Source organism: Pelomonas sp. V22 (assembly GCF_030014915.1).
Taxonomy (GTDB): Bacteria; Pseudomonadota; Gammaproteobacteria; order Burkholderiales; family Burkholderiaceae_C; genus JAUASW01.
Genome location: NZ_JAGIXS010000006.1, coordinates 56,437 through 79,237, shown reverse-complemented (window position 1 = coordinate 79,237; position 22,801 = coordinate 56,437). Strand labels below are relative to the sequence as shown.

The window sequence follows — 22,801 nt, the reverse complement described above, 5'->3', positions numbered from 1 at the left end:
TCGCTCCCGTGCCTTATTTGGCGACGACGTAGCCGGCCGCCTTGTACATGTCGGCGATCATCTGCTTGCCGACGCGCGACTCCATCTCCTTGTGCACCACCGAGGTGGCCTTCTTCATCTCGTTGATCTCGGCCGCCGTGGGCGTGTAGATGGTGGTCTTGCCGCTGGCCTTGATCTTGTCGAGCGCCGTGGCGTTCTCGGTGGCGGCGATGGCGTTGGCGTAGGTGGTGGCGTCCTTCATGGCGCCTTCGAGCTGGCTGCGCAGCTCGGCCGGCAGGCCGTCCCAGAACTTCTTGTTCACGACGACGGCATAGGCCAGGTGGCCGTGGCCAGACAGCGTCATGTGCTTCTGCACCTCATAGACCTTCTGCGTGTAGATGTTGGACGGCGTGCTCTCGGTGCCGTCCACCACGCCGGTCTGCAGCGCCTGGTAGAGCTCGCTGAAGGCCATCACTTGCGGCAGCGCGCCCAGCGAGCGCATCTGCGCGTCCAGCACCTTGCTGGCCTGGATGCGCATCTTCACGCCCTTGAAGTCGGCCACGTTCTTCAGCGGCTTGTTGGCCGTCATGTGGGTGGCGCCGTTGTCCCAGTAGGCGAGGCCGGTGATGCCCTTGGCCTCCAGCTTCTTGAACAGGCCGGCGCCCACCGGCCCTTCGGTCACGGCGCGGAAGGCCTCGGTGTCCTTGAAGATGAAGGGCAGGTCGAAGGCCTCGTATTCCTTGACGCCCAGCGGGCCGAACTTGGAGAGCGACGGGGCCAGCATCTGCACCGAGCCGAGCTGCAGGGCCTCCAGCTCTTCCTTGTCCTTGTAGAGCTGGCTGTTCGGGTAGACCTCCACCTTGACGCGGCCGCCGGTGCGCTGCTCGGCCAGTTCCTTGAAGCGGATTGCGCCCTTGCCCTTCGGGGTGTCCGGCGCCACCACATGGCTGAACTTGATCACGATGGGGCTCTGGGCCTGGGCGCCGAAGCTGGCAAAGGCCAGCAGGCCGGCGGCCGCGAGGGCCAGGGTGCGACGGGCAAGGTGGGGGCGCTGGGTCATGATGAATGTCTCCTGGTGGCGTGGCCTGCGTGAAGGATGAGCGATGGACGCTCCGGCCACTGTGCGGGCGATTGTCTGAAGCCCCCCGGGGCGGGGGGAATTGTGGACATCCACATTTGCGGCTGCACCACGGGCACGGCCACGCGCAGCGCCCGTAGACTTTCCGCCATGCAAGCCCGGCCCAGCACGTCAGACGACGCCCACCCCCGCCGGGGTGGCTGGCGGCCGCTGCTGTGGACCCTGCCGCTGCTGCTGTCCCTGGTCTTCGTGGCCGGCGTGATCGCCTGGGTGTGGGCCAACGAGCTCGCCGAGCGCGAGCTGGAACGCCAGACCCTGATCACGGATGCCCTGTCCACCGAGGCCCAGCTGCGCAACCGCATCGCCGAGGAGGCAGCGTTGCTGCGGCGCCTCGCCACGGGCCTGGCCGGCCAGCACGCCGGTGCCGAGGCGCTGGCGGCGCGGCCCGAGGTCAATGTGGGCCTGCGCCGGCTCTGGCTCAGCGTCACCTGGCTGGACGGCCTCAACCGCCAGATCGCCCAGCTGCCCACACAGGGCAGCACGGCCAGCGACGGCCTCAGCCTGCACCTGGTCGAGCCGGTCGGTGCCGAGGGCCGCGAGGGCCAGCTGGTGGTGCGCTACGACCCCACCCTGCTCCTGAAGAACGGCGTGCCCTGGTGGCTGTCGCGCAAGTACGCGGTGCAGATGGTGGACAGCGCCGACCTGGTGATCGCCAGCACCGAGGAGCTGCGGCCGGCCCCCACGCCCGGCCCCAGCTACCGTGTGGCCCTGACCGGCCCCTTGCGCACCGGCCCGCTGGCCGAGGCCGCGCTCAGCGACGCCGCCCTGGTGCTGACGCTGCGCGAGCCCCAGCCCACGGCGCTCAAGCCGCTGGCCCTGGTGCTGATCGCCGGCTTCCTGCCTTTGTCGGCCGTGGCGAGCTGGCTCTTGCGCCGCCAGATGCGCCAGGTGATGAAGGCGGAGAGTGCCTGGCGCACCGAGGCCGCCTGGCGACAGGCCATGGAAGACTCGGCCCTCGTGGGGCTGCGGGCCCGCGATGCTGAGGGGCGGCTGCTGTACGTCAACCGCACCTTCTGCGAGCTGGTCGGCTGGCCGGCCGAAGCTTTGCTCGGGCTCACGCCGCCCATGCCGTATTGGCCACCCGATGCCATCGAGGAAGTGGCCCGCCGCAACCGCCGCACGCTGGCCGGCGAGGCACCGCGCGAGGGCTACGAAGCCCGCTGGCGCCACCGCGACGGCCATGCGATCGAGGTGCTGGTGTTCGAGTCGCCGCTGGTCGATGCCGCCGGCCAGCAGATCGGCTGGATGGGCTCCATCCTCGACATCACCGAGCGCAAGCGGCTGGAAGAACGCGAACGCCGCCAGGTCGAGACGCAGGCCCACAACGCGCGCCTGACCATGCTGGGCGAAGTGGCCTCCACGCTGGCCCATGAGTTGAACCAGCCGCTCACCGCCATCGCCAGCTACAACGCCGGCGTGTTGAATTCGCTGGAGCGCCAGGGGGGCGCCGATCCCGTCGTGATGGGTGCCCTGCAACGCCTCGGCCAGCAGGCCGCCCAGGCCGGCCGCGTGGTGCAGCGCATCCGCGAGTTCCTGACCCGGCGCGAACCGCAGCGCGAGCGCTGCGCCCTGCCCGGCGTGATCGCCGATGCTGTCAGCCTGCTAGCCAAGGAGCTGGCCCGCTCACGCGTGGAGCTCAAGCTGCAGCTGGACCCGGATCTGCCCGACGTGGTGGCTGATGCCGTGCTGGTCGAGCAGGTCGTGATCAACCTGGTGCGCAATGCCGCCGATGCCTTGTCGGCGCATCCCGAGCCGCGCCGCATCGAGGTCTCGGCGCGCCGCGCCGGCGAGCGCTTCGTCCGCATCGACGTGCAGGACAACGGCCCCGGCCTGCAAGGCCTCACGGCCGAGCAGCTGTGCGCGCCCTTTTATTCCACCAAGCGCGAAGGCATGGGCATGGGCCTCGCGATCTGCCGCTCCATCGTCGAGGCCCACCAGGGCCTGCTCGATGCCGGCGAGGCGGCGGGCGGCGGTGCCCGCTTCTCGTTCAGCCTGCCCTTGGTGAGGGCCGATCAAGACAATCAGGGCGATGAAGAGGAGGCGCTGAGCGATGTCTGATGTCTGGCTGGTCGACGACGACCACGATGTGCGGGACGCACTGGCCTTTTTGCTGGGCTCACGCGGCCTGCAGGTGCGGCCCTTCGAGAGCGGCGCGGCGGTGCTGGCCGCGCTGGATGCGCTCAGCCACCGGCCACGCGGCGTCTTCCTGCTCGACGTGCGCATGGAGGGCATGACCGGCACGCGTCTGCACGATGAACTGCTGGCGCGCGGGCTGCGCAATCCGGTGCTCTTCCTGACCGGCCATGGCGACATCCCCATGGTGGTCGACGCGCTGAAGAAAGGCGCCTTCGACTTCCTCGAAAAGCCCTACAGCGACAACGCGCTGGCCGACCGCATTGAGCAGGCCCTGGCCGTCGAAGCGGCCATGCAGGCCGAAGGCGCCCATGCGGCCGAGCGCACGGCCCGCCTCGCCTCGCTCACCGAACGCGAGCGCGAGGTGATGCACCGCGTCGCGGCCGGCAAGCTGAACAAGGTGATTGCGGACGAGCTGCATGTTTCCATCCGCACCGTCGAGGTTCACCGCGCCCGCGTCTTCGCCAAGCTCGGCCTGCGCTCGGCAGCCGAGCTGGCGACGCTGCTGGCGCAGGGCTAACTCAGAACTTGTACTCCAGCCCCACGTTGGGCATCAGCCCCAGCTCGCTGACCACCTTGCGCTTGCTGTAGTCGGCGTTGTAGCTGTAGCCCGAGATGTTCTTGTGGGCGTAGGCATTGATCAGCTCGTAGTAGAAGCTCAGGCGGTCCGAGACCTTCTGGTCGGCGCGCAGGTCCAGGCGGTGGTAGGCCGGCAGGCGGTCGGAGTTGATGCCGGCGTACAGCGGCTTGACGCGGCCGTCCGGGTAGCGGCCGGTGCCGACGATGGGCGTGTAGCGGTTGCCGCTGTGCAGGCTCCACTTGGCACCGAAGCGCCAACGCTCGCTGTACTCGTAGTTGCCGACCAGGTTCACGACCACGGGCTGGTCGTACTCGAAGTCGAACTGCTGGCCGCTCAGGTCGTTGCGGCGCCGCGCCTTGGACAGGCTGACCGAGGCCCAGCCCGAGAAGCGCGAGCCCTGCGGGTCCTTCTTGATGAAGAGCTCCAGGCCGCGCGCATCGCCGCTGCCGCCGTTGACATAGTTGAGCCGCGGATCGGCCACGATGAAGTCGCGGAGCCGCTTGTCGTAGACCTCGGCCTTCCAGCTCCAGCCGTCCGTCAAGCTCTGCTGCACGCCCAGCACGGTCTGGCGTGAGCGCACATGGGCGAGGCTCGGGTTGCCGAGCTCGCGCAGCACCTGCGGGCCTTCGGGCGGCTGGTTGTGCTCGCCATAGGCCAGGCTGACCGTGGTGTTGGCCTGGGCGCGCCATTCAAGGCCGAGGCGCGGCTCGACGATGTTGCGTCGCAGGTAGCTGTCGCGGGTGTAGTGGAGGCCCGCCGTGGCCGCGAGCTGCTCGCTGATCTGCCAGCGGTCCTTCAGGAACACCGTCGCGTAGTTGAACTTGATCTCGTCCTTGTAGCGCTTGCGCTCGGCGCTCGAGAGATCGCATTGCGGATCGAACTCGGTGCAGCGCGCATCGAGCAGGTCCAGGTCCAGCTTGTAGCGGTAGGCGCTCAGCATGCCGCCGGCGCTGAGCTCATGCGAGTCGCCGAGGCGCAGCCGCATTTGGTCGCGCAGAAAACTCTGGCTGCCGGTGATGTCGGCACTGACCGCCGAGCCGATCTGGCCCCGGCTCGCCGTGCTCAGGTGGCCGATGGCCAGCTTGTTGCTGAGCTGCGGGCTGATACGCGCATCCCAGACCAGGCCTTCCGTGTGGCTGGATTCTCGGGAGCTCGAGTTGCCGACCAGGGCCGGCTGCTGCTGGCCCAGGGTGTCATCGGCCGCCAGGCTGAACTTGATCGCGTCGCGCGCGCCGAGGGCATAGAAGCTCAGCTCCTGGCCCGGCTGCAGCGTCCAGGCAAAGCGGCCCTGGTAATCGCCGTACTTGGGCAGCTTGTAGAGCACACCGCTGTCCTCGTCCTTCTGCGACTTCTTGATCAACAGGTCCAGGTAGCTCTGCTTGGCGGCGAAGTAGAAGCTCTGGTTCTCGCTGACCGGGCCTTCCACCAGCAGGTCGGCGCCGAGCAGGCCGTTGTTGATCTTGCCACCGATGCGGTCCTTGCGCGGCGCGCGCAGGCGGATGTCGACGATGCCGCCGTTCACGTCGCCGAACTCGGGGCCGAAGGCGCCGGTGTGCAGCTCGAACTGCTGAACCAGGTCGCCATGCACCGTGCTCAGGTAGCCGCCCAGGTGGAAGGCATAGCCCACCGGCAGGAAGTCGACGTAGTAGAGGTTGTCGCCCGGACGCGAACCGCGGATCGCCGGCGCAGCCTCGCTGTCGCTCGCCGCCACCACGCCGGGCAGGGCCTGCAGTGCCCGCATCGGGTCGCTGCCGGCCCCCGCCACGCGGCCCAGTTCGGCGCCGCTGAGCACCTGCTTGCTGAGCGCCGGGCGCGCGCTTTGCACCACCACCGGCGGCAGCGTCTCGGCCGCGCGTGTCGCCGGCTCGCCCTTGCTGGCCGGTGGCGGCTTCTGCGCCTTGGATTCATCGGCCTCGGCGGCCCGGACCAAGCCCGGCAATACCGTGCAACCCAGGCTCACGCCCAGGACCAACCAGGCCGGCTGGCAGCCCTGTGTCTTGCTCTTCCTCACTGGAGACTCCCTCGTTTCACTCACTGTCGAACTGGCGATACCCGCCGGCCTTCTTGGGAAGGTCTTGGTCAGGGCCGGTTTGGGCGGCGCTCAGTCTCGCAGGGCTTGCGAGGGGCTAACTTAAGTTTTGCCAAGGATGGCCTCTGCCTGTCTTCAGCCAGCCATCGGCTCGCCATCCGAATGGGCGCGCTCCCACAGGCGCAGCGTCACGGCGAACCCCGGCCCCGGCTCCAGCGTCAGCGAGCCGGCGTGGGCACGTGCGATCAGGTCCACCAGGCGCAGGCCGAGGCCTGACTCGGCCCGCTCGCTGGTGTCGCCCAGCCCCGCCTGCAGTTCGGCGCGGCGGCCTTCATCGACGCCGGGACCGTTGTCGCGCACACAGAGGCATTGCACCTGTCCCTCGCGCCGGGTGGACAGCCAGACCTCGGTGGCGCCATGGCGCACGGCGTTGTCCAGCAGATTGGCCAGCGCGGCGCTGATCAGGTCGGGGTCGGCACGCAGCGGCGGGCCGCCCTCCAGGTGCAGGCTCAGGTCTTCCACCGGCAACTGGCGAGTGAGGTCGGCCAGTGTCAGCGGCTGCAAGGCCAGTTCATGGCCGCTGCGGAACAGGGCCAGCAGCGAGGCGACGACGCGCTTGAGCCGGTCAACGGCCGCGCGCGTGCGCTGCAGGCGCGGCCGGGCCGACTCATCCACCTCGCGCAAGGCCAGGGCCAGTTGCGCATCCATGCCGGCCAGCGGTGTGCGCAGCGCGTGGGCGGCATGGGCGGCGAAGGCCTGCTCCTGCTGCACCTGGCGCGCCAGACGCTCTCCGAGCGCCGTGATCGAGGCCCGGACCACGGCGATCTCGGCCCGCGTGGCCTCGGGCAGCAGGGTGTCGGGTCGCAGCGGGTCGTAGTGCTCGATCTGGGCGGCCAGGCCGCGCAGCGGATTCAGTGCTGCGGCCACGCGCCGGCGCAGCAGCACCGCGAAGACCACGCTGACCGCCATTGCACTGAGCCCGACGAAAACCACCGATTCGTAGCGCGACTCGAACCGTTCGGCCCCATGCTGGGCGACGTAGAGGATGCGGTTGCGGTCCAGCAGGCGCATGCCGTAGACCCGCCAGCCGTCGCTGCCATCCGACAGCCCGGCATGGAAGCTGCGCAGCAGCGGCGGCCGGGGCGCGCCATGCGAGCGGCGCACCAGGCTGCCGTCGGCTTCCAGGATCTGCCAGACCACGCGCTCCACATGGGGCGGCGCCGGCAGCAACTCGCCCAGCGCCTCGTCCGGCAGGTTGGGCCGCAGCGCGACCAGGCCGTAGATCACCTCGCCGGCCTCGCGCAGCGTGTCGTCCATCAGGTCGTCGACCTCGTGGCGCACGCCCCAGGTCAGGGTCAGGAACAGCGCCAGCATCCAGCCCAGGCTCACCAGGGTCAGCGTGCGTATCAGCTCGCGCTGCAGCGAAGGCAGGTGCTCGAACTTGTTGTTCATTTCGGTACCCGGTAACCAAGGCCGCGCACCGTCTCAATGCAGTCGCGGCCCAGCTTGCGGCGCAAGTTGAACACATGGACCTCCAGGGTATTGCTGGCGCTCTCGCTCTCGAAACCGGTGGACAAGGCCTCCAGGTCCGACTTGGACACCACCCGCCCCGCCCGCGACACCAGCGCGCCGAGCACATTCCACTCCCGCGCCGTCAGCTCCACCAGCACGCCATGCCAGAAGGCCTGCTTGGCCGTCAGGTCCAGCTCGGCGCCTTCGCCGAGACGCACGCGCGGTGCGCCCTGCGTGACGGCGCGCCGGCTCAGCGCGCGCAGCCGGGCGGCCAGCTCTTCGGGCTGGAAGGGCTTGACCAGGTAGTCGTCCGCGCCACTGTCCAGGCCGCGGATGCGCTCGCTCAGCAGGTCGCGTGCCGTGATCATGATGATGGGCACGGTGCCGCCGCGCTCGCGCAGGCGCCGGACCCAGTCCAGCCCCGATCCATCGGGCAGCTGCCAGTCCACCAGCAAGGCGTCGTAGGGCTCGCTCATCACCGTCTGCGCGTCGAGCAAGCGCTTGAACCAGTCCACCAGATGGCCCTCCAGGCGCAGGAAGGCGCTGAGCGCCTCGCCCAGGGTTTCGTCGTCTTCGATCAACAGCAGCCGCATGACATCACTCTCCGGACAGCCAAGGTAACACCGCGGGTGCCGCGCCGGCTTCAGCTGGACTTCAGGCGCGCTGCCCAGCATCCGGCCCGTTCATATCGGAGCCCTCATGTTGCCCATCCGTGCCTTCGCAGCGTTTGCACTGACCCTGTCTTTCATGCCTTGCCTTGCGCAAGCTCAAGTCCTGGCCCTGCAGGACGGCCAGGTGCGGGCCCTCGGCCTGCGAAGCGCCCTGGCACAGACCGAACAGGGTGCTGCCCAGCGCGCCAGCGGCCGCGCCGCGCTGCCGCCGCAAGCCCAGCGGGTCGTGGCCCTGCCCTTGCCGGGCCTGGTCGAGCAGCTGCGCTTCGCGCCCGGCGAGACCGTGCCGGCCGGCGCGCTGATGGCCCAGCTGCGCAGCGCACAAGGCCATGAGCTGGGCCACGACCTGGAAGGCAGCCACCAGCAGCTGGCCGCCGCGCGCCGCAGCGCAGCGCGCGATGAGCAGCTCGCCGCGGAGGGGCTGATCGCGCAATCGCGTCTGGATGCGAGCCGCGCCGCCCTGGCCCAGGCCGAGCTGATGCACGAAGGTCGCCAGACGGCCCTCGCCCTCTCGGCCAGCGACAGCAATGGCCTGCTGAGCGCCCGCGCCCCCATGGCGGGCCTGGTGCTGGAGCAGCTGGTGCAGGTGGGCCAGCGGGTCGAGGCCAACCAGCCGCTGTACCGCATCGCCCGGCTCGACCAGGTCTGGATCGAGCTCAGCCTGCCGGCGCCGCTGGCCGACCAGCTGCGCCCCGGCGCCCGCATCGAACTGCCCGGCCGCAGCGGCCAGGCTGTGCTGCTGGGCGTCGCCGGTGTGGCCGACCCCACAACGCAGCTGGTGACGCTGCGCGCCCGCTACGAAGGCAGCTCGCCGCCACGGCCCGGCCAGTGGGTCGAGGTCGAGATCCGGACACCGGGCGCCCAGCCCCAGCGCATCGCGGCCAGCGCCCTGTCCGAGCGCGACGGCAAGCCGCTGGTCTTCCAGGACGAGGGCCAGGGCCGCTACCGCGCGCTGCGCCCCAGCAGCGTCGAGCGGCGCGGCAGCGAAGCCCTGCTGCAAGGCCTGCCGCCGGGCGTGCGCCTGGTGACCCAGGGCACGGCCGCACTGCGCGCCTTGCTGGACAACGCCAAGCCCTGACGGAGCCCTCGCCATGAACCTGTTTGCCGGCATGCTGGCGTTCTCCCTGCGCCAACGCGCCCTGGTCGCCATCGCCACCGCGGCCCTGGCCGGCGCCGGCATCGCGGCTTTCGAATCGCTGCCTATCGACGCCTTTCCTGATGTCTCCAGCACCCAGGTCAAGCTGGTGCTGAAGGCGCCGGGCCTGACGCCCGAGGAGGTCGAGTCGCGCATCACCGTGCCCATCGAGCAGGAGCTGCTCGGCTTGCCGCGCCAGCGCGTGCTGCGCTCCACCTCCAAGTACGCGCTGGCCGACATCACGCTGGATTTCGAGGACGGCACCGACGTCTACTGGGCCCGAGCCCAGGTCAGCGAGCGCCTCAGCGCCGTGATGAAGGACCTGCCCGAAGGCCTGTCCGGCGGCCTCGCGCCCATCACCACGCCGCTGGGCGAGATGTTCATGTTCACGCTGGAAGGCCCGCAGTCGCTGGCCGAGAAGCGCCGGCTGCTGGACTGGCAGATCCGTCCCGCCCTGCGCACCGTGCCCGGCGTGGCCGATGTCAACAGTCTCGGGGGGCGGGTCGAGACTTTCGAGGTCGTGCCCGACCCGCTGGCCCTGCAGGCCCAGGGGCTGACGCTCAAGCGCCTGCGCGAGATCCTGCAGGCGGCCAACCGCAATGACGGCGCCGGCCGCCTGGCCGCCGGCGAGGAAGCCCTGATCGTGCGCGCCGAGGGCGCCATCCGCACGCTGGACGACCTGGCCCAGACCGTGGTGCGCCGCCATGAGGGTCAGGTCGTGCGCCTGGCCGACATCGCAACGGTCCAGGCCGGCGCGCTGACACGCTACGGCGCGGTCACCCGCGACGGCCAGGGCGAGGCGGTCGAAGGCCTCGTGCTGGGCCTGCGCGGCGCCAACGCACGCCAGGTGGTGGCCGGCGTCAAGCAGCGCCTCGCCGAACTGCAGCTGCCACCGGGGCTCAAGGTCGAGGTCTTCTACGACCGCGCCCGCCTCGTGGACCGCGCCGTCGGCACCGTGGGCCGCGCCTTGCTGGAAGCCGTGGTCCTGGTCGTGGTGCTGCTGCTGGTCTTCCTCGGCCAGCTGCGCCCCGCCCTGGTCGTGGCCCTGATGCTGCCGCTGGCGGCGCTGGCCACGTTCGTGCTGATGCGCGCCTTCGGCCTGTCGGCCAACCTGATGAGCCTCGGCGGCCTGGCCGTCGCCATCGGCATGCTGGTGGACGGCGCCGTGGTGCTGGTCGAGAACATCGAGAGCGAGCTGGCGCAAGGCGAGCGCGCCCGCCGCGCCGGCGTGCTGCACCTGATCTACCGCGCCGGCAGCGCCGTGGCCGCACCGGTGGCCTCGGGCATCGCCATCATCGTCATCGTCTTCCTGCCGCTCTTGAGCCTGGAGGGGCTGGAGGGCAAGCTGTTCGGGCCGGTGGCCCTGACCATCGTCTTCGCGCTGCTGGCTTCGCTGCTGCTGTCGCTGACCGTGGTGCCGGTGCTGGCCTCCTGGTTGCTGAAGACGGGCGATCCGCACGAGCCCTGGCTGATGCGGCGCATCGCACCGGCCTATGCACGGTTGCTGGACTGGGCGCTGGCCCACGGCCGGACGCTTGCCCTCGGCACGGCCGTCGCCCTGCTGGGCGCCGTAGGCGCCATGGCCTGGGTGGGCAAGACCTTCATGCCCACCATGGATGAAGGCGACATGATCCTGCAGCTGGAGAAGCTGCCCTCGATAGGCATTGACGCCACCGTGGCCCTGGACCTGCGCGTGCAGCAGGCGCTGCGCGAGCGCGTGCCCGAAGTGCTGCACGTGGTGGCCCGCAGCGGCGCCGACGAGCTGGGCCTCGACCCCATGGGCCTCAACCAGACCGACAGCTTCCTGGTGCTCAAGCCCATCGAGCAATGGCGCAAGCCCGACAAGGCCTGGCTGCTCGAGCAGCTGCGCGCGGTGATGAGCGACTTCCCCGGCGTGGACATCGCCTTCACCCAGCCCATCGACATGCGCATCAGCGAGATGCTGTCCGGCGCGCGCGGAGACCTGGCGCTCAAGATCTACGGCAGCGACTTGGCCCGCCTCAACCAGCTGGCCCAGCAGGCCGAGAAGCTGATCGCCAGCCTGCCCGGCGCCGAGGACACGCTGACGCTGCGCAACGACGGCGTGCGCTACCTGCAGGTCGACATCGACCGCAGCGCCGCCGGCCGCCTGGGGCTGGACGCCGAGACCATCCAGCAGGAGCTGCGCCACTGGGTCGAAGGCGAGAGCGCCGGCCTGGTGCACCGCGAGGGCCGACGCATACCGCTTCAAGTGCGCGGCCCGGAGTCCCTGCGAAGTGACCCTGACGCGTTCGCAAGACTGCGCATCGCCAGCGACCAGGGAATCGCCGTACCGCTGGCCGGCGTGGCCCGACTCGCCAGCGTCGAGGGCCCGGTCAAGATCGACCGCGAACAGGCCCAGCGCTACGTGATGGTGCAGTCCAATGTGCGCGGCCGCGACCTGGTCGGCTTCGTGCGCGAGGCCCAGGCGCTGATGGCCCGCGAGCTCAAGCTGCCGGCCGGCTACAGCCTCGCCTGGGGCGGCCAGTTCGAGAACCAGCAGCGCGCCGCGCGCCGCCTGGCGCTGGGCGTGCCGGTCAGCCTCGGCCTGATCTTCTTCCTGCTGTTCAGCACCTTCGGCTCGGTGCGCCAGGCCCTCTTGGTGCTGGCCAATGTGCCGCTGGCGCTGATTGGCGGCATCGCGGCGCTGAGCGTGGCGGGCGAATACCTGTCGGTGCCGGCCTCGGTGGGCTTCATCGCCCTGCTGGGCATCGCCGTGCTGAACGGCGTGGTGATGCTCAGCCATTTCAACGAGCTGCTGGCGGCCGGGCGGCCGCTGGCCGAGGTGGTGCGCGAGGGCGCGCAGCGCCGGCTGCGGCCGGTGCTGATGACGGCGGCCATCACCGCCGGCGGCCTGGTGCCGCTGCTGTTTGCCAGCGGCCCGGGCAGCGAGATCCAGCGGCCACTCGCCATCGTCGTGATCGGCGGCCTGCTCTCGTCCACGGCGCTGACCCTGCTGCTGCTGCCTTTGATGTTCCGCCGTTTCGGCCTGGCCAAGGAGGCCCTGTGATGAAGCCCATGAGTGATCTGGTCTGCGTGGTGCTGGTCGTGCCGGCCGCCGCCGAGCCGCGCCTGGTGGACTGGTTGATGGAACAGCCGGGCGAGGCCATCGAGTTCGCTGTGCACCGCGTCGCCGCACGCGGGCCGCTGGTGCAGCTGGCCGGCATCGAGGAGCGGGTGCAAGGCTATGCCGAGCGCGTGGAGGTCAAGCTGGTGCTGGCGCGCGAGCACAGTGCAGCACTGATCGCAGCGCTGAAGGCCCTGCTGGCCGGCACCGATGGCGGCCTGTGGGTGCAGCCGGTGGAACAGCTGGAGGCCTTCGCATGAAACGCTGGACCCTTGTTGGCCTGCTGGCGGTGTGGATGAGCGCCTGGACGAGCACCTCGGCGCAGACGCCTGCGATCTGGTCGCCCGAGCCCGCCCTGCTGGCCTCACCGGCCTGGCGCGCGGCCCTGGCCGGCCGCCAGGAACAGGGCGCCCTGGCCGCCCAGACCCGCGCCGGCAGCGGCGAATGGACCCTCTCGCTGGCCACCGCCCAGCGCCGTGAACCGCTGCTGCAGCCCGGAAGCAACCAGGACCTGGAGCTCAGCCTGCAGCGCCCCTGGCGCCTGCCTGGCAAGGCCGCCGCCGCCGACTTGGCCGGCAGCGCCCGCGAAGACTATGGCCGTGCCCGGCTGGCGCTGGCCTGGCGCGAGCAGGCCGAGCGGCTGCTGGCGCAATGGGCCGCCTGGCGGCGCGAGACCGAGGGTCAGGCGCTGCTGCAAGCTCAACGCGACAGCGTGGCCCAGGAGGTGGCTGCGCTGACGCGGCGCCGGCAACTGGGCGATGCCGCCCCCGCCGAGCTGCTGCAGGCCGAGGCGGCGCTGGCCGGTGCCGAGTCGCGCCTGGCCCAGGGCCGCAGCGCCGCCGACGAACAGCGGCGGCGCCTGCAGTCCCTGCTGGGCGATGCGCCGCTGCCGCCCGCCACCTGGCAGGCACCGGCCGCGCAGGGCACCAACGCAGCCCAACTCTCAGAGCAGGATGCCGCACTGATGCTGGCCGAGGCCGAGGCCCGGCTCAGCCGGCGCCTGGCCGAGCTGGAGCGGCGCGAACAGCGGCCCGACCCGGTGCTGGCGGTGCGCGCATTGCGGGGCCGCAGCGGCGAGGAGCGCGTGCTGGGCCTGAGCCTCACCCTGCCCTTTGGTGGCGAAGGCCGCAGCCAGGCCGGCCGGGCTGCCGAGGCCCGCGCGGCCGCCGCCGAGGCCACGCTCGACCAGGCCCGCCTCGACGCGCAACTGCGGGCCCAGCAGCTGTTGCGCCAGCTCGAACTTGCGCAGCAGCAGTTGAGCCTGCAGGCCCGCCATGCCGAGGCCTTGCAACAGCACGCCGACAAGCTCGCCCGCGCCTATGCCCTTGGCGAAGCGCAACTGGGCGACCGCTGGGCCGCACGCCGCCAGGCCCAGGAGGCGGCGCTGGCCCAGGCCCAGGCGCGCATCGATCAGCAGCTGCTGGAAGGCCGCCTCGCGCTGGCAAGTGGCCGGCTCTGGCCCATGTCCGGTCCCCCCGTCACAAGGAGTTCCCCATGAAGCCCTGGATCCCACTCGCCCTGCTGCTGCCCTGGCTGGCCGCTTGCGCCCTGCCCGGCACGACGGTGGTCGGCGAGCGCCTGTGCGTACCCCATGTTCGCCAGGCGCTGTGTACGGCCCGGCCTCTGGCCGAGCGGCCGCTGCAGCCCGGCGACCGGGTGCTGAACCTGGTCCGTGCCGAGCCCGACGACCGCCACGGCCGCGTGCGCGTGCAACTCGCCGGCGAGCCGCCGATCTGGCTGCTGCCAGGCACGCGGGTCCGCGTGCTGCTGCCGCCCCAAGGCAGCCCCGAGCTGCAGCTGTCCTGGGCTGGTGGCAGCCGCCGCTGGACAGCGGAGCAGGCACAAGGTGAGCAATGGTTGCAGCTGCATTCCCAGGGCGGCCTGTTCAGCCAACACTACGCACTCGCGGAGCGGGCGGCGCCACGGCCCGAGCTGCCGGTCAGCGGCCTGATCGACAGCCGCCCGCCCCGCGCCAAGCCATGAGCAGCAGCACCTACCTCCCCCTCTACCTCGGCGTCGGCGCCGCCGCCGTCGGCCTGCACCTCTTGATGCGCCGCCGGCGCGAGCGCGGCAATGCCGAGGCACGCGCCGAGGCCGACCAGGCCGGGCTCAACGAACCGCCCTCGCTGCATCCCATCGTCAGCCCGGTGCGCTGCATAGGCAGCGGTGGCTGCGTCACGGCCTGCCCGGAAGGGGCGCTGGGCATCGTCGAGGGCCGCGCCACCCTGATCAATGCCTCGGCCTGCATAGGCCATGGCGCCTGCGCCGAGGCCTGCCCGGTCGAGGCAATCACCCTGGTCTTCGGCACCGAGAAGCGCGGCGTCGACATTCCCAAGGTCTCGCCGCAGTTCGAGTCGAACGTGCCGGGCCTCTTCATCGCCGGCGAGCTCGGTGGCATGGGCCTGATACGCAAGGCCGCGAGCCAGGGCGTGCAGGCCGTCGATGCGATACGCCGGCGCAAGGCCGGCACCGGCGAACTGGACCTGCTGATCGTCGGGGCCGGCCCCGCCGGCCTCGGCGCCGCGCTGGCCGCGCAGGAGAAGGGCCTGCGCTACGCCGTGATCGAGCAGGAAGACTCGCTCGGCGGCGCGATCTACCACTACCCGCGCGCCAAGATCGCGATGACGGCGCCGGTCAGGTTGCCCCTGGTGGGCAGCGTGCGCATGAGCGAGGTCTCCAAAGAGAAGCTGCTGGAGTTCTGGCATGGCATCGTCGGGAAGACCGGCCTCACGCTCCGCTTCAACGAGCGCATGGACCGCATCGAGCCACAGGGCGAAAGCTTCGTGATCCACACCAGCCAGGGCCAGCATCGTGCCCGCTCGGTGCTGCTGGCCATAGGCCGGCGCGGCTCGCCGCGCAAGCTGGGCGTGCCGGGCGAGGAACTGCAGAAGGTGGTCTACCGGCTGATCGATGCCGAGCAGTACCGCGGCCAGCAGGTGATGGTGGTGGGCGGCGGCGACAGCGCGCTGGAAGCCGCGCTGCAGCTGGCCGAGCAGCCCGGCACGACGGTGCAGCTGTCCTACCGCAGCCAGGCCTTCAGCCGAGTGAAACCGAAGAACCGCAGCGCGCTGGATGCCGCTGCAGCCGCCGGCCGCATCGAGCTCTTGCTGCAGACCGAGATCGAGCGCATCACGCCCGAGGCGGTGTCGCTGCGTGGCAGCAGCGGCCCGCTCTCACGCCCCAACGACGCGCTGATCGTCTGCGCCGGCGGCGTGCTGCCCACGGCCCTGCTGCAGCAGATGGGCATTGCCTTCGAGACCAAGCACGGCGAGGCCTGAGCCCCGCCGCCCCTGATTCAGGGACGCTGACCCTGCAGCTGGAAGATCGCCACCGCGCGCACCAGGTCCTGCGCCTGCTGGCTCATGCTGTTGGCGGCTGCGGCCATTTCCTCGACCAGGGCGGCGTTCTGCTGCGTGGCCTGGTCCATCTGCGTCACGGCCACATTGACCTGCGAGACACCCTGGCTCTGCTGGCCGGAAGCCGAGCTGATCTCGTTCATGATCTGGGTCACCCGCGACACGCCGTCGACCACCTGCTGCATGGTGCTGCCGGCCCGCTCGGCCAGCTCGGAGCCGCGCTCGATGCGGGACACGCTGTCGTTGATCAGCCCCTTGATCTCGCGGGCCGCCGCCGCGCTGCGCTGGGCCAGCGCCCGCACCTCGCCGGCCACGACCGCAAAGCCACGCCCCTGCTCGCCAGCCCGCGCCGCCTCGACGGCTGCGTTCAGCGCGAGGATGTTGGTCTGGAAGGCGATGCCGTCGATCACGCCGATGATGTCGGAGATGCGGCGGGCGCTGTCATGGATGCCGCGCATCGTGGTCACGACCTCGGTCACCACCTCGCCACCCTGGGTCGCGATGGCCGAGGCGTCGCGCGCCAGCTGGTCGGCCTGCGTGGCGTTGTCAGCATTCAGGCGCACGGTCGAGTTCAACTCTTCCATCGACGAGGCGGTTTGCTGCAAGGCGCTGGCCTGGCTCTCGGTGCGGCCCGACAGGTCCTGGTTCCCCTGCGCGATCTGCACGCTGGCCGTGGCCACGCCGTCAGCTGACATGCGCACGCTGGACACGATGCCCGACAGGTTGCCACGCATGGTCTCCATCTCGGTCAGCATGCGGGCGATCTCGTCATTCCCATCTGTTTTCAGTTCGCGGCTCAGGTTGCCCTGCGCGAACTCGCGCGAGGCCTGGGCTGCCTGCTCCAGCGGCTGGACGATGGATCGCGTGGTCGTCAGCCCCAGCACCACGGCAATCGCGGCGGCGACGAGGCCCAGCCCCACCAGCCCATTGCGCAGCATGCCGAACTCCTCCTGGGAGTGCGCCACATTGCTTGCGCTGATCTTCTCGCTCTCGTCCAGCAGCTCATGCAGCTGGCGCAGCAGTTGTGCCAGCAAGGGCCGGCACTCCTGGTTGATCTTGGCGACGGCGGCCTCGCGCTGGCCTGCCACCGCCAAGCGCGTGATCTCGAGCGCCACGGGGCCATAGCGGGATTCGGTCTGGCTCGATTCGACCAACAGCCGTTTGACCTCAGCCGAGAATCCGCCCGACTGCTCGACCAACTGCTGCAAGGCCTTGAACTTGTCCTGCACGGCCGCGTGGGCCTTGCGGATCGCCGCTTCTTCGGTCGACGCATCTGCTGCAGAACTGGCCAGCACCAGATTGCGGGCCGCGACCGCGCGACCGTTCGTGCTGTCCAGCACATCATTGACAAGGGTCTGCAGACGATCCAGCTGCTCGACCTGGGCCTCGAAGTTGCGCTGGGAATCGGAGAGTGCGCGGATGGCCACCAGGGCAACGACCAGAACGGCCAGCGTGAGGATGGTGTAACCCAGTCCCAGCCTGGCTCGAATGCTCAAGCGGTTCAGGAAGTTCATGCTCGATCTCCCGGCGCTTCGCTGCGCCGATCTTCTCAATCTGCTCCCTGGAACTCATGGTCGGCTTGATCGAACGCAAGCTCTTCTTCTCTCGCCGGGCATGACACCGGCCGAACCTGAAGCGCAGCTGAAGCGAGAAGTCGCGCCCGTGAACAATGTCACTTCACTGGCGTTGCGATCACCAACTTCAGCTGCTCGCTGCCCACGGCCACGGCGGCCGTGCTGCCCTCCAGGTCGCCGGGCTGGGGCTGGGCCTGGCCGCTGCGCGAGATGCGGGCCGTGACCACGACCTCGCGCGCCGAGGACAGGCGGGCCTGCGGGCTCATGGCCAGCGAGTCGTCGAGCACGAAGGAAAGCGGCAGATCCTTCACCTGCTTGCGCAGCATCGCCAGCGGCATGCGCGCGCCTTCGGCCGGGCGGGCGAACACGAACACCGTGTCGTCCGGCTGCACCTGTTTCAGCAGGGCCGGCGCGAGGCGGATCTGGCCGGCTACGCGGGCACTGGCCAGGCCCGGCAGGGCAGTGCCGGAGGCCGCCGGCTGACCGAGCGCCTGGCGTGCGTCCTCGACACCGGCCCGCGCCTGCTCGACCAGATTGCCCCCCACGCCACCCTGCACCACGGCCTCCCAGTGTTTGAGTGCGGCGGCGTAGTCCTTGCGATTGAAGGCCTCGGTGCCGGCCAGCAGCAGGGCCTTGGGCTGACGCGGATCAGCCTGCAAGGCCTTGCGTATCCAGTCCATCGGTGCGCCGCTGAGCTGACGGCCCTGCTGCAGGGCGAGGGTGTCGGCATAGTCGGCCATCAGCTGCGCATCCTTGGGCGCCAGCTTGAGCGCGCGCTCGTAGGCCGGCAGCGCCTCGGCAGGCCGGCCGAGGGTGGCGTAGGAGCGGGCCAGCATGCCCCAGCCCTCGGCATCGTCGGGGCTGGTCTTGAGCCGCTCCGCGAGGCTCTGCACCATGGCCGCCATCTGCTCGTTGCCGAGCGCATGCGGCGCCGAAGCGGCCGGGGCCGCCGGCGCGGCCGAAGGGGGCAAACCCGCCTGCATGCCGGACCAGCCAGCCTCGGCCGAGCCGCTCCACCAATAGCCGGCACCGCCCAGGCCGGCCACCACGGCGCCGATCAGCAACCAGGTGCGCAGCCCGGCACGCGGCGCAGCCGCCGTCACGGCCGGTGCGGCCAGCACTGCCGCCACCAGTTCGCGCTCCAGCGCCTGGCGGCTTTCCTGGTGCAGGGCCTCGGAGAGCAGGCCGTCGCGCTGCATCTGGTCCAGTTGTTCAATGCGCTGGCGCAGCAGGTTCAGGTCGTTCGGGTTCATCGGCGGGGTTCCAGGAAGTCGTCGGTGGGGTCGGGTTCGAAGGCGGCGTCGGCCAAGGTGCGCCGCCGCGCCAGGTGCAGCAGCAGGGCCGCCAGCGCCGCGAACAGCAGCAGCGCCGGCCCGAACCACAGCAGCCAGGTGCTGGGCTGGACCGGCGGGCGGTACAGCACGAAGTCGCCATAGCGCTGGGTCATGAAGGCGATCACCTGGGCCTCGCTCTCGCCCCGCGCCAGGCGTTGGCGCACCTGCTCGCGCAGGTCGATGGCCAGGCCCGCATGCGAGTCGGCGATGGTCTGGTTCTGGCAGACCAGGCAGCGCAGTTCCGAGGACACGGCCATCACGCGCGCCTCGAGCGCCGGGTCGGCCGCGAGCGGTGAAGCCTCGCCAGCCCGGGCCCCGGGCAGGGCCAGCACGCACAGCAGCAGGAGCGTCCAGCAGCGTTTCATCCTCAGACTCCCAGTTGCACGAGCAGCGGCTCGATCTTCTCGGCGATGACCTGCTCGGTCAGCGGGCCGATGTGCTTGAGCCGCACACGGCCATCCATGTCGATCACGAAGGTCTCGGGCACGCCATAGACGCCCCAGTCGATACCCGCGAGGCCCTGGTCATCGAAGCCCGAGGCCACATAGGGGTTGCCGAAGCGGCGCAGCCACTCCTGGCCCGCTGCGCGTGTGTCCTTGTAATTGAGGCCGTAGACAGCCACGCGCCCGCGCCGCGAGTAGGCGAGCAGGGTCTCGTGCTCCTCGCGGCAGGCCACGCACCAGGAGGCCCAGACATTGAGCAGCCAGACCTGGCCGAGCAGGTCCTCGCGGCGCAGGCGCAGCCCGGCCTGATCAAGGCGTGGCAGGTCCAAGGCCGGGGCCGGCTTGTCGATGAAGGGGCTCGGCACCTCACGCGGGTCGCGCGAAAGGCCGCGCGCCAGGAAGCCGAGCAGCACGGCAAACAGCAGCAGGGGCAGCCAAAGCTTCCAATGCCTGAACAGCGGTTTCATGCCACCCCCTCCTGCATCGGCGACGCGGCCAGGCGCCGTTCGCGTATCACTTGTCGATAACGCCGATCCGTGGCGGCCAAGGCGCCACCCAGGGCCATCAGCACGCAGCCGCCCCAGATCCAGTCGACAAAGGGCTTGAGGTAGACGCGCAAGGTCCAGGAGCCGTCCTCCAGGGCTTCGCCCAGCGAGACATAGAGGTCGCCGCGCAGCCCCGTGTGGATCGCGGCCTCGGTCATCGGGTTCTGCTGCACGCGATAGATGCGCTTCTCCGGCTGCATCACGGCCACGCGCTTCTCGCCACGCCAGGCTTCGACCGTGCCGCGCGCCGCCAGGTAGTTGGGACCTTGCACGTCTTCCACGCCGAGGAAGCGGAAGCTGAGGTGCTCGAAGCTCACCGTGTCGCCGGGCCGCACGCGCACATCGCGCTCCTGCTCGTAGCCCTTGACCATCACCACGCCGATGATGAACACGGCCACGCCGGCATGGGCCAGCCACATGCCCCAGGCGCCACGCGGCTGCGCGGCCAGTTGGCGCCAGCGCTCAGGCCAGGTCGCGCCTCGGGGCCAGGCGTCGGTGAGCACGCCGCCAACAATCCAGAACGCCGCCGTGAGCCCCAGCGCCGCCTGCCAGCCGATGCGGCCGGCCGCCCAGGTGCTGCCCACGCCGGCCAGCACCGCCACCAAGGCGGCCCAGCGCAGGCGCAGCAGCAGCGGAGGCAGTTCGGCGGCCTTCCAGCGCAGCAGCGGACCCACGGCCATCAGGAACAGCAGCGGCGCCGTCAGCGGCACGAAGACCGCCTCGAAGTAAGGCACGCCCACCGAGATCTTGCCGAGGCCGAGTCCATCGAGCACCAGTGGGTACAGCGTGCCCAGCAGCACGGCAGCCGTGGCCACCAGCAGCAGCACGTTGTTGGCCAGCAAGGCCGTCTCGCGCGACAGCAGCTCGAAGCGGGCCCCGAGGCCCACCTTGCCCGAGCGCCAGCCATAGAGCGCGAGCGCACCACCCACGGTGACGCCCAGGAAGGCCAGGATGAAGAGCCCGCGCTTCGGGTCCGACGCAAAGGCATGGACCGAGCTCAGCACGCCCGAGCGGACGAGGAAGGTGCCGAGCAGGGACAGCGAGAAAGCGAGGATGGCCATCAGCACGGTCCAGGATTTGAAGGCACCACGCTTCTCGGTCACGGCCAGCGAATGGATCAGGGCCGTGCCCACCAGCCAGGGCATGAAGGAGGCGTTCTCCACCGGGTCCCAGAACCACCAGCCGCCCCAGCCCAGCTCGTAATAGGCCCACCAGCTGCCGAGCATGATCCCGAGCGTGAGGAAGACCCAGGCCGCCGTGGTCCAGGGGCGCGTCCAGCGGGCCCATTGCGCATCCAGTTCGCCGCTCAGCAGCGCCGCGATGGCGAAGGCGAAGGCCACCGAGAAGCCCACATAGCCCATGTAGAGCATGGGCGGATGGATGACCATGCCAGGGTCCTGCAGCAGCGGGTTCAGGTCGCGGCCGTCGGGCGCAGCGGGTATCAAGCGCTCGAAGGGGTTGGAGGTCAGCAGCATGAAGAGCAGGAAGCCGAGCGCCACCCAGGCCAGCACCACCAGCAAGCGCGTCACCAGCGGCTCGGGCAGGCGGGCACTGAAGCGGTCCACCGCCAGGGTCCAGAGCTGCAGCATCAAGAGCCACAGCAGCAGCGAGCCCTCGTGGCCGCCCCAGACGCCAGCGATCTTGTAGGCCAGCGGCAGCGCGGTGTTGGAATGCTCGGCCACGTAGAGCACGCTGAAGTCATTGGCCACGAAGCTGAGCGTCAGCATCACAAAAGAGAAAGCCACCAGGCCGGCGATCAGCCGGGCCAGCGGCCGCGCCAGCGCCGCGAGCTCGGCCCGGCCGCGCTGCAGGCCCCACAGCGGCAGTAGCGACTGCACCAGCGTCGCCGCGAGCGCCAGCCACAGGGCGAGGTGTCCCAGTTCGACCCTCATGGCGCGCCCACCGACGAAGTCTTCAGGCTGCCGCCCTTGCGCGCACGCTCCAGTGCCTCAGCGGCCTCGGGCGGCATGTAGTTCTCGTCATGCTTGGCCAGCACTTCCTGCGCGACGAAACGGCCATCGCCCTGCAGCCGGCCCTGGGCCACCACGCCCTTGCCCTCCTTGAACAGGTCCGGGAGGATGCCCTGGTAGTCCACCACCATGGCATGCGTGGTGTCGGTGACGCGGAAGCTCACGACCACGCCATCGCGCTTCACGCTGCCGGCCTCCACCAGGCCGCCGATGCGGAACAGCCGGCCCTGCGGCGCCTCGCCGGCCTGCACCTGGCTCGGCGAATAGAAGAACACCAGGTTGCTGCGGAAGGCATTCATCACCAGGGCGGCTGCGAGGCCCAGCAGGGCGAGTGCGCCCGCCGCCAGGAGGAGCCGCTTGTTGCGCGCCTTCATGCCTCGCCCTCCCCGTCCTGGCGCGGTGCCAGCGCGCGCGCCAGGCGCCGGCGCAAGAGCCAAGGCTCCACCAACATCAGCAGGAGGCTCAGGCCATAGGCCGGCCAGACGTAGCGGCCGTAGCCGCCCAGATCGATCAGGGTTTGCAAGCTGCTCATGATTCGTGGCGGTGGCGTTGCGGGCCCTGCTCAGCCTGCAGCTGGCGGACCCATTGGTGATCGGACTCGCGCTCCAGCGCGATGGCACGGGCCCGCGCGAAGACGACGGCAAAGGCATAGGCCCAGCAGGCCAGCGTCATCAGCAGCATGGCGGTGAGCATGGTGCTGGCCATCTTGGGCGCGGCCGTCGCGCTGATCGTGGCCCCCTGGTGCAGCGTGTTCCACCACCGCACCGAAAAGTAGATGACCGGCACATTGATGGCGCCGACGAGCGCCAGCAGAGCGCCGGCCTGGTCGGCGCGGCGCGTGTCCTCGATGCTGGCAACCAGGGCCAGGTAGCCGAGGTAGAGGAAGAGCAGGATCAGCTCGCTGGTCAGCCGCGCATCCCAGACCCACCAGGTGCCCCAGGTCGGCTTGCCCCAGGCCGCGCCGGTCCACAGCGCGATCACGGTGAACAGCGCGCCGGTGGGCGCGATGGCGCGCGCCAGCATCGCCGCCATGCGCACGTTCCAGGCCCAGCCGAGCAGGGCCCAGAAGGCCATCGCCACGTAAAGCACCATGGACAGCCAGGCCGCCGGCACATGCAGGTAGATGATGCGGTAGGCCTCGCCCTGTGTGGCATCGGTGGGCGCGACGACGAAGCCCATCCACAGGGCCACGGCCGCCAGCACCAGGCAGGCAGCCCAGAGCAGCGGCGCCAGCGCCTCGGTGGCGCGGTAGAAGCTGGACGGTGCCGCGAGGCTGAAGAGGCGCCAGGGCGGGCGCAGCGTGGCGGAGGTGTTCAT

General features: G+C 70.4%; 20 protein-coding genes. 8 read left to right on the top strand and 12 right to left on the bottom strand.

Translation table 11 applies throughout. The features are described from left to right. Positions 1 to 13: 13 nt before the first annotated feature. Positions 14 to 1,039, bottom strand: a complete 1,026-nt coding sequence (locus J7U46_RS18010; protein WP_282828326.1) for a TRAP transporter substrate-binding protein — start codon at positions 1,037 to 1,039, stop codon at positions 14 to 16. A 168-nt stretch (positions 1,040 to 1,207) separates the two neighbouring features. On the opposite strand from J7U46_RS18010, the gene J7U46_RS18005 reads away from it, so the two are divergent. Further along, entirely contained in the window at positions 1,208 to 3,175 is a 1,968-nt protein-coding gene (locus J7U46_RS18005; protein WP_282828325.1) for a PAS domain-containing sensor histidine kinase, read from the top strand. After that, positions 3,168 to 3,770 (top strand): response regulator, encoded by a 603-nt coding sequence (locus J7U46_RS18000; protein WP_282828324.1) that lies wholly within the window; start codon positions 3,168 to 3,170, stop codon positions 3,768 to 3,770. Before J7U46_RS18005 ends, J7U46_RS18000 begins: the two co-directional genes overlap by 8 nt. A 1-nt stretch (position 3,771) precedes the next feature. Here the strand turns inward: J7U46_RS18000 and J7U46_RS17995 are convergent, their stop codons facing one another. The 3 genes from J7U46_RS17995 to J7U46_RS17985 form a co-directional block, all read right to left on the bottom strand. Beyond that, a complete protein-coding gene (locus J7U46_RS17995) occupies positions 3,772 to 5,841 on the bottom strand; it encodes a TonB-dependent receptor (RefSeq protein ID WP_282828323.1) in 2,070 nt (689 codons plus the stop codon). A 153-nt stretch (positions 5,842 to 5,994) separates the two neighbouring features. After that, on the bottom strand, positions 5,995 to 7,311 hold the full coding sequence (locus J7U46_RS17990) for a HAMP domain-containing sensor histidine kinase (RefSeq protein WP_282828322.1): 1,317 nt from the start codon (positions 7,309 to 7,311) through the stop codon (positions 5,995 to 5,997). After that, positions 7,308 to 7,964, bottom strand: coding sequence for a response regulator transcription factor (locus J7U46_RS17985; RefSeq protein WP_282828321.1), 657 nt, complete (start codon positions 7,962 to 7,964; stop codon positions 7,308 to 7,310). Before J7U46_RS17985 ends, J7U46_RS17990 begins: the two co-directional genes overlap by 4 nt. Before the next feature lie 106 nt (positions 7,965 to 8,070). Between J7U46_RS17985 and J7U46_RS17980 the strand changes: the two genes are divergently transcribed. From J7U46_RS17980 to J7U46_RS17955, 6 genes are read left to right on the top strand one after another with little or no spacing between them, the layout of a single operon-like run. Further along, entirely contained in the window at positions 8,071 to 9,120 is a 1,050-nt protein-coding gene (locus tag J7U46_RS17980) for an efflux RND transporter periplasmic adaptor subunit (protein ID WP_282828319.1), read from the top strand. Positions 9,121 to 9,139: 19 nt separating this feature from the next. Then, positions 9,140 to 12,205 (top strand): CusA/CzcA family heavy metal efflux RND transporter, encoded by a 3,066-nt coding sequence (locus J7U46_RS17975; RefSeq protein WP_349239497.1) that lies wholly within the window; start codon positions 9,140 to 9,142, stop codon positions 12,203 to 12,205. Next, positions 12,205 to 12,522, top strand: a complete 318-nt coding sequence (locus J7U46_RS17970) for a DUF3240 family protein (protein WP_282828315.1) — start codon at positions 12,205 to 12,207, stop codon at positions 12,520 to 12,522. Before J7U46_RS17975 ends, J7U46_RS17970 begins: the two co-directional genes overlap by 1 nt. After that, positions 12,519 to 13,760, top strand: a complete 1,242-nt coding sequence (locus J7U46_RS17965) for a TolC family protein (RefSeq protein ID WP_282828313.1) — start codon at positions 12,519 to 12,521, stop codon at positions 13,758 to 13,760. Before J7U46_RS17970 ends, J7U46_RS17965 begins: the two co-directional genes overlap by 4 nt. Then, complete coding sequence (locus tag J7U46_RS17960; RefSeq protein WP_282828311.1) at positions 13,757 to 14,245, top strand: hypothetical protein; 489 nt, start codon at positions 13,757 to 13,759, stop codon at positions 14,243 to 14,245. The genes J7U46_RS17965 and J7U46_RS17960 overlap by 4 nt, the downstream gene beginning before the upstream one ends. Then, positions 14,242 to 15,540 (top strand): NAD(P)-binding domain-containing protein, encoded by a 1,299-nt coding sequence (locus J7U46_RS17955; protein WP_282828309.1) that lies wholly within the window; start codon positions 14,242 to 14,244, stop codon positions 15,538 to 15,540. The genes J7U46_RS17960 and J7U46_RS17955 overlap by 4 nt, the downstream gene beginning before the upstream one ends. Before the next feature lie 17 nt (positions 15,541 to 15,557). Here J7U46_RS17955 and J7U46_RS17950 read toward each other — a convergent pair whose 3' ends face one another. From J7U46_RS17950 to ccmC, 8 genes are all read right to left on the bottom strand, one after another. Next, a complete protein-coding gene (locus J7U46_RS17950) occupies positions 15,558 to 17,132 on the bottom strand; it encodes a methyl-accepting chemotaxis protein (protein WP_282828308.1) in 1,575 nt (524 codons plus the stop codon). Positions 17,133 to 17,290: 158 nt separating this feature from the next. Beyond that, entirely contained in the window at positions 17,291 to 18,445 is a 1,155-nt protein-coding gene (gene ccmI, locus J7U46_RS17945; protein ID WP_282828306.1) for a c-type cytochrome biogenesis protein CcmI, read from the bottom strand. Continuing rightward, complete coding sequence (locus J7U46_RS17940) at positions 18,442 to 18,891, bottom strand: cytochrome c-type biogenesis protein (RefSeq protein ID WP_282828304.1); 450 nt, start codon at positions 18,889 to 18,891, stop codon at positions 18,442 to 18,444. Before J7U46_RS17940 ends, ccmI begins: the two co-directional genes overlap by 4 nt. Before the next feature lie 2 nt (positions 18,892 to 18,893). Beyond that, the gene (locus J7U46_RS17935; RefSeq protein WP_282828303.1) at positions 18,894 to 19,436 is read right to left on the bottom strand and encodes a DsbE family thiol:disulfide interchange protein; all 543 of its coding nucleotides are present in this window, start codon (positions 19,434 to 19,436) and stop codon (positions 18,894 to 18,896) included. Further along, positions 19,433 to 21,406 carry a heme lyase CcmF/NrfE family subunit gene (locus tag J7U46_RS17930; RefSeq protein WP_282828301.1) on the bottom strand — a complete coding sequence of 658 codons (1,974 nt, stop codon included), beginning with the start codon at positions 21,404 to 21,406 and terminating at the stop codon, positions 19,433 to 19,435. The genes J7U46_RS17935 and J7U46_RS17930 overlap by 4 nt, the downstream gene beginning before the upstream one ends. After that, a complete protein-coding gene (gene ccmE / locus J7U46_RS17925) occupies positions 21,403 to 21,858 on the bottom strand; it encodes a cytochrome c maturation protein CcmE (RefSeq protein WP_282828299.1) in 456 nt (151 codons plus the stop codon). The genes J7U46_RS17930 and ccmE overlap by 4 nt, the downstream gene beginning before the upstream one ends. Beyond that, the gene (ccmD, locus tag J7U46_RS17920) at positions 21,855 to 22,016 is read right to left on the bottom strand and encodes a heme exporter protein CcmD (protein WP_282828297.1); all 162 of its coding nucleotides are present in this window, start codon (positions 22,014 to 22,016) and stop codon (positions 21,855 to 21,857) included. Before ccmD ends, ccmE begins: the two co-directional genes overlap by 4 nt. Next, the gene (gene ccmC, locus J7U46_RS17915; RefSeq protein WP_282828295.1) at positions 22,013 to 22,801 is read right to left on the bottom strand and encodes a heme ABC transporter permease CcmC; all 789 of its coding nucleotides are present in this window, start codon (positions 22,799 to 22,801) and stop codon (positions 22,013 to 22,015) included. The genes ccmD and ccmC overlap by 4 nt, the downstream gene beginning before the upstream one ends.